Annotated in this window: 4 protein-coding genes; 2 read left to right on the top strand and 2 right to left on the bottom strand. The window is 71.7% G+C overall.

Annotated features, from left to right (window positions below):
- The first annotated feature begins 182 nt into the window (after window positions 1–182).
- A complete protein-coding gene (locus IF30_RS44210) occupies window positions 183–998 on the top strand; it encodes a phytanoyl-CoA dioxygenase family protein (RefSeq protein WP_051711863.1) in 816 nt (271 codons plus the stop codon).
- A complete protein-coding gene (locus tag IF30_RS0134945) occupies window positions 995–1,630 on the top strand; it encodes a dihydrofolate reductase family protein (RefSeq protein WP_030246067.1) in 636 nt (211 codons plus the stop codon). The genes IF30_RS44210 and IF30_RS0134945 overlap by 4 nt, the downstream gene beginning before the upstream one ends.
- Before the next feature lie 10 nt (window positions 1,631–1,640).
- Here IF30_RS0134945 and IF30_RS0134950 read toward each other — a convergent pair whose 3' ends face one another.
- Entirely contained in the window at window positions 1,641–2,906 is a 1,266-nt protein-coding gene (locus tag IF30_RS0134950) for an MFS transporter (RefSeq protein WP_030246069.1), read from the bottom strand.
- A 136-nt stretch (window positions 2,907–3,042) separates the two neighbouring features.
- On the bottom strand, window positions 3,043–7,275 hold a 4,233-nt coding region (locus IF30_RS0134955), incomplete at its 5' end, for a type I polyketide synthase (protein WP_037902204.1).

Below are 7,275 nucleotides of genomic sequence, written 5' to 3' on the forward strand. Positions count from 1 at the left end.
GGGCGGAGTGTGTGCCGATAATGCGTCCGATCCGTGTGGTGCGGAACTACGGCGAACGGATTCGGTGCCCGGAAATTCCCCGATTACCGGCGATGTGGACGAAGGTCCACTAGGCATCCGGTGCGCCCGGCTGTTAAAAGTGGTAATCAATTTTCGAGAAAATCGAAATCGAAGGGGATCTGATGAACAAAGTGACGCCTCCGGACGCACCCTTCACCGTCGATGAACGACACATCGCCGACTTCCGGGACCACGGATTCACTCGGATCCCGGGCCTCATCCCCGCGGACGAAGTGGCGCGGTGGCGCAAGATCGCGCTGGACACGATCGAGGAGGACGGTCGGCGGGCCGGAATGGGCGGCGGCGGTACCGCGCTCAGGACCACTTCGGACCCGTGGTGGAAACACGACAGCATGACCGGTCTCGTGCGTCACCCCCGCGTCGCCGCGGCCGCGGAGCAGCTGGCCGGTACCCCGATGCGGGTGTGGAGCGGGCAGGCGTACGCCAAGCACCCGCACGACGAGGTGCCCACCATCTGGCACGAGGACCTCACGCTCACGCCGCTCGACGCCCCCATGAACGTGAACGCCTGGGTCGCCCTGGTCGACGTACCGGTCGAGCGCGGCTGTCTGATCTTCCTACCCGACTCGCACAAGCGGCCGGAGCCGCACCGGGCCGAGATGTCGGCGGTGAAGAGCCACGCGAAGACCTACATGTTCGAGGAGTGGCCGGACCTCGAGTGGTACCCGCGCGTCTCGGTGCCGATGCGCGCCGGCGACGTCACCTTCCACCAGAGCACCCTCGGGCACGGCAGCCACGGCAACCAGTCCGACGGGGTCCGGCTGGCCTTCATCATCTCCTACACCGGCGCGTCGGCGATCTACCAGCCGCGCCCGGGCCACCAGCGGATGGACGAGGACCTGGTGCCCGGCCGGCAGCTGCCCGACGACCGTTACCCGCGGGTCTCCGACCTGCTGGCGGAGGCGCCCCGGCCATGACGGCGGTGACCGCGCACATCGGCATGTCCCTCGACGGATTCGCTGCCGGGCCCCACCAGAGCCCGCAGCATCCGGTCGGCGTGGGCGGGATGCGCCTGCACCAGTGGCTGCTCGGCACCCGGGCGTGGTACGAGCACCGGGGCCAGGAGGGCGGCGAGGAGTCGGCCGACTCCGAGGTGCTCGCCCAGGCCATGCGAGGCATCGGCGCGTACATCATGGGCCGGCGGATGTTCGGCGGCGGTGCGGGGCCCTGGGATCCGTCCTGGCGGGGCTGGTGGGGTGAGGAACCGGCGTTCCACGCACCGGTGTTCGTGCTCACCCACCACCCGCGGGAGCCGTTGGAGATGAAGGGCGGAACCACGTTCACCTTCGTCACCGACGGCATCGAGTCCGCCCTCGAACAGGCTCGGGTGGCCGCCGCCGGCCGGGACGTCTCGCTCGCGGGCGGGGCGAAGGTGGTGCAGCAGTACCTCGCCGCCGGCCTGCTCGACGAGCTGACCATCCACCTCCGGCCGATCCTGCTGGGCTCCGGCGAGCGCCTGCTGGAGAACGCCGGGGACCCGGTCCTCGAACCGAGGAAGGTGGTTGCGACCGACCTGGCCACGCACATCACCTACCGGGTCGTCCGCTGACGCCGGTGCCTCAGGAGGCGGACAGCTGCGCCTGAGGCACCGGCTCCGGCTCGAGCTCCGGCAGCAGCCCCGCGCGACCGGGCCGGGGAAGCAGCAGCGGGGTCGCCAGGATGGCGAGGCCGGCGACGGCGACCGCGACACGCGGGCCCGTGAAGCCGGCCAGCACACCCCACAGCGCGGTCACCGCCGCCGTGCTGGCCTTGCTCGCGACCGCCCAGGCGGACAGCGCGCGGGCCACCCGATCCGTCGGGATCTGGTTGAGGCGGTACGTGGCCAGCACCGGGCTGAACACGGCGCAGCAGGTGATCAGCCCGAACTCGACCGCCATGACGAGCAGCAGACCGGGAACGCCGGGGCGGACGAAGACCAGCCCGATCAGCCAGCACGTGCGCACCGTCCCCGCCACGACCATGACCCGGTCCTGGCGGAACCGCCGGACGAGGCGGCGGGCCAGCCGGGAGCCGAGGAGGCCGCCGAGGCACGGTACCGCGAACGCGAGACCGTACTGCCACGGCCTGAAGCCGAGGTCGCCGAGCATGATGATCGCCATCAGCGGCGAGACCGCCATGACGAGGCCGTTGAACAGCAGCACGTTGAAGAACAGCCGACGCAGCGACGGGTGGGCCAGGAGGTAGCGCCAGCCCTCGAGGACGTCGGCTGCGCGCATTCGCCCTGCCGGGGCCGGCGCCGGCTGCGGTTCCTTCCCTCCCATGGCCCGGATCCCCGCCGCCGAGAGCACGAAGCTGATCGCGTTGGCCAGGACCGTCACGACCGGTCCGACCAGCCCGATCGCCGCACCGCCGATCGGCGGTCCGAGCATGGTGGCGGTCCAGGTCGTGGATTCGAACCGACCGTTGGCCACCAGCAGTTCGTCGCGGGGCACGAGCGACTTCAGGCGCGCGCCGCTCGCCGCGGTGAAGGCGATGTCGGCCGCGCCGACCACCGCCGACACGACGAGCAGGTGGGAGAACCCGAGCAGGCCGAGCGCGTACGCCGCCGGAACGGTCAGCAGCGTCCCGAACCGGACCAGATCCATGGCGATCATGACCGGCTGCTTGCGCCGGAACTCCACCCACGGGCCGAGCGGCAACGCGATCACCGCGCCCACCGCCGGCCCCACGGCCGCCAGCGCCGAAACCTCCCTCGGCTCGGCGTGCAACACCTGGATCGCGAGGATCGGAAAGGCGTCGAAGGCGAGCCACGTCCCGAACGTGCTCACCGCGTACGCCGCCCAAAGCCATCCGAACTGCCGCCGTAGCGCCTGTTCGCCCCGCATGCCGTACCCGCTTCGTCCCGCCGGATGTTCCCGCTCCTGACCAGGAGGGATCCAAGCCGACGGACGACGGCAGGGTCAAACAACCGGGCCTCGGCGCGACACAACCAACGATTGTGTCGCGCCGAGGCCCGATCCGTCAGAGGGTGCCCAGCCACGCGTCCACGGTTCGGGCGGTGTTCTCGGCGTGCTCCGAGACGATCGTGAAGTGGTCGCCGCGGATCTCCAGGTCCGTGTCGCACCGGGCCCACTCGGGGCCCCAGTCGCAGTCCGGCAGCGGCTTCCCGTCGGCGTCGGGCAGCGCGTCGGCGGCCCGCAGGAAGAGCGTGGGCACGTCGGAGCGTTGCGGCTCCCAGGTGCCGAACACCGAGAAGTAGCCGCCCATGGCGGTGAGCGACACGTGGTCGGTCGACACGAGTTCGCTGCGCCGTGCGAAGAGCCCGTGGGTGAAGGCCTGGTTGAGCCTGGGGTTCATCTCGCGGGGCAGGTAGGTGTCCAGCAGCACGACCCCGCTCGGCGGCGAATCCGTCCCGGCCAGGCGGAGGGCCACCTCATGGGCGATCCAGCCGCCTGACGAGTAACCCAACAGGGCGTACGGCGCCCCGGCGGCCTGTTCGAGCACCGCCTGTGCCTGCACGTCGACGAGGGCGGTCACATCGGCCGGAAGCTTCTCACCCGCCACGAATCCGGGCTCGGGCAGCACCACGGTGCTGCGGCTGTCGCGGAGCGCGGCGGCGAACCGCGCGTACTGGTGCGCTCCCGACATCGCCACCACGGCGGGGAAGCAGAACAGCATCGGCTCGGCCGATCCGCGGGACAGCGGCACCGGGTGCGGTCGCCGGCCCAGTTCGTCCGGAGTCCGGAACGCGGGCCGGAACCGCGCTGCCAGGCTCACCAGTTCGATGCCCTCTTCTATCCTTCCCTGTTCACACGCCTGGGTGAACAGGGTTCCGAGAGTGTCCTCCGCATCGGTGGTCTCCGGTGCGGCCGAGCCGAATTCGGCGGACAGGAAGCGCACGAGATCCGGTGCGGTCGGCTGGTCGAAGACCAGACTGGCCGGCAGGCGCAGTCCGGTCGCCTGCTCCAACCGGTTCCGCAGGTCGACCGCGGTCAGCGAGTCGAATCCGAGTTCGGAGAACGCGAGCCCGTCATCGAGCGTGTCCGCCGAGGAGTGGCCGAGCACTGTGGCCACCTCCCGCCTGACCAGGTCCAGGAGCCGGCGGTCGCGCTCGTCCACGGACATCCGCTCGAACCGGGGGGCCGGATCCGGGTCGGCCCGGCGCGCGTCCTTCGCGGGCGGGCGGACCAGGCCGTGCCAGATCGGCGGCACCTGGTGCCGCCGCGCTGCGGCGCTCAGGGCGGCGAGGTCCGCGTGCACCGGCACCAGCAGCGGTTCGGGCCGGGTCAAGGCGACGTCGAACAGCTCCAGTGCCTCCTCGGGGCTCAGCGGCACCACACCGGCGCGTTCGAGCCGCCGACGGCCTGCGGACATGCCGACCTCGGTGGTCCAGGGGCCCCAGGCCAGGGACAGCGCAGGGAGTCCGCGGGCCGTCCGGTGCGCGGCGAGCGCGTCCAGGGCGCTGTTCGCCGCGGTGTAGGCCGCCTGCCCGGCCGAGCCGAGGATCCCCGCGATCGACGAGAAGAACACCAGGAGCGTCGTGTCCCCGGTGAGCTCGTGCAGGTTCCACGCGCCGTCGAACTTCGGCCGCAGCACGCGGGAGAGCTGCTCGTCGGTCAACGACTCGACGACGCCGTCGTCCAGCACGCCGGCGGCGTGCACCACGGCGCGCACCGGCCGCGACGACAGCAACGCGGCGACCTGGTCCCGCTCGGCGACGTCACAGGCGGCCACCTCCACGCGGGCTCCCGCGCTTTCCAACTCGGCGCGGAGCTCGGCCATCTCGCCGCTGCGGTTCACCAGCAGCAGGTCCCGGACCCCGTGGCGGTCGACGAGGTGCCGGGCGACCAGCCGACCGAGGGCTCCGGAGGCCCCGGTGACGAGGACCGGGCCGGCCGACAGGTCCACCGCGACCGGCTCGGGCGCCGAGAGCGCCGCGAACCGGGGCACCTTCGCGACACCGTCGCGAAGGGTGATGTGCGCTTCCCCGGAGGCCAGCGCCGCGGCGAGCACCCGGGGGTCGAGCCGGTCCGGGCCGCCGTCGATGTCCACGACGGCCAGCCTGCCCGGATGCTCGGCCTGGGCGGCCCGGACGAGGCCGGCCAGGGCGGCCGCGACCGGATCCGTCGTGGCGTTCCGGGTGACCAGCACGAGACGCGTCGCGGTGAACGTCCGGTCGACGAGCCAGGTCCGGAGGAACGCCAGGACCCGGGAGGCCAGCAGGACGGTGGCCTCCGGCACGTCGGCGCCCTTCGGCGCCGACGGTGCGAAGAACACCGCGTCGGGCGTCACGCCGGAGGCCGCCGCGGCCGCGGCGAGTCCGGCGAGGTCGGAGTGCTCCTCGATCCGGCCGCCGGCGCCCTGCAGCAGGGACGTCAGTCCGATCTCGTCCTCGCCGAGCACGGCCCACCAGGACGGCTGGGCATCGTCCGACGGAGGGAGGTCCTGCCACCGCACGCCGAGCAGCGACCGCGGAACGGCCGTCGACGGCTGGTCGGCCGGCACGCCGCGGAGGGTGAGGGCGTCCACACTGCCGATGCCGCGGCCGCTGCCGTCGAACAACTGCAGGCTGACGGTGTCAGGCCCGACGACCGCCAGGCGCACCCGCAGGGTCGTCGGACCCGGTGCGCCGGGGGCGTCTGCCCGCACGCCGCGCCAGGCGAACGGCAACCGCGGGCCGGTTTCGCCCGCGTCCACGAGACCACCGAAGCCGATGGCGTGCAGGGCGGCGTCCAGCAGCGCGGGGTGCAGGACGTGCCCGTTCACGTCGGTGCCCTCGGGAAGGGCCGTTTCGGCGAACAGCTCACCCGGTCGTGACCAGGCGTGGCGCAGTCCCTGGAAGACGGGACCGTAGTCCAGCCCGTGAGCAGCCAGCGCGGGGTAGACCGGAGCGAGGTCGAGCGGCTGCGCGCCCGGCGGCGGCCACTCACCGGGACCGTCGGGAACGGACGGCACGGACGGCACGGACGGAGGGGCGAGGACGGCCCTGGCGTTCCGGTTCCACGTGCTGTCGGGGTCCGAGCTGCGACTGTGCACCCGAACCGTCCGACGACCGGCCTCGTCGGGCGGTTCGACGGTCATGCGGACGTCGATCGGGGCGCCCCGCGGGATCACCAGCGGCGCTTCCAGGGTCAGATCGTCCAGTTGGGACAGGCCGCACGCCTCGCCCGCGTGCAGGAGGAGATCGACGTACGCGGTGCCCGGCAACACCATCCGGCCCGCCACGACGTGGTCGGCCAGCCAGGAGTGCGCGTCGGCATCGATGCGGCCGAAGAACATGAGCCGGCCCGACTCCGGGTCGTCGATGACCGACGTCACCAGGGCGTGCCCGCTGCTGTCGAGACCCATGGTGTCGGGCGTGGACGGCCCGGTGCCACGGTTGTCGAGCCAGTAGCGGTGGTGTTGGAAGGGGTAGGTGGGGAGGGGGGTGGTGTGGGGGTTGGTGTGGGCGTAGTAGGCGTGCCAGTTGATGGGGGTGCCGTGGGTGGTGAGGTGGGCGAGGGTGGTGGTGATGGTGTGGGTTTCGGGTTGGTTTTTGTGGAGGCTGGTGAGGGCGTGGGTGGGGAGGTGGGGGGTGAGGGAGGCGGTGGGGCCTATTTCGAGGTAGGTGGTGGTGGGGGTGTGGGTGATGGCGTCGGTGAAGCGGACGGTGTGGCGGGCGTGGCGGATCCAGTGTTCGGGGTCGGTGTGGTCGATGGGTTGGCCGGTGAGAGTGGAGATGAGGGGGGTGGTGGGTGGGGTGAAGGTGAGGTTGGTGATGGTGTCGCGGAGTTGGTCGAGGATGGGTTCCATGAGGGGGGAGTGGAAGGCGTGGGAGACGTTGAGCCAGGTGGTGCGGTGGTGGGGGAGTTGGTTGGTGATGGTGGTGAGGGTGGTGTGGGGGCCGGCGAGGACGAGGGAGGTGGGGCTGTTGATGGCGGCGATGGCGGTGTCGGGGTGGTGGTGGAGGTGGGGGAGGATGTCGTGTTCGGTGGTGTTGATGGCGACCATGGCGCCGCCGGGGGGGAGGGTTTGCATGAGGCGGGCGCGGTGGGTGATGAGGGTGGCGGCGTCGTTGAGGGTGAGGATGCCGGCGGTGTGGGCGGCGGCGATTTCGCCGATGGAGTGGCCGGTGAGGGTGGTGGGGGTGATGCCCCAGCTTTCCCAGAGTCGGTAGAGGGCGGTTTGGAGGGCGAAGAGGGCGGGTTGGGTGTATTGGGTTTGGTTGAGGAGGTGGGGGTCGGTGCCGAAGACGATGTCGTGGAGGGGGTGGGG

Source organism: Streptomyces sp. NRRL S-350 (genome assembly GCF_000719705.1).
GTDB lineage: Bacteria > Actinomycetota > Actinomycetes > Streptomycetales > Streptomycetaceae > Kitasatospora.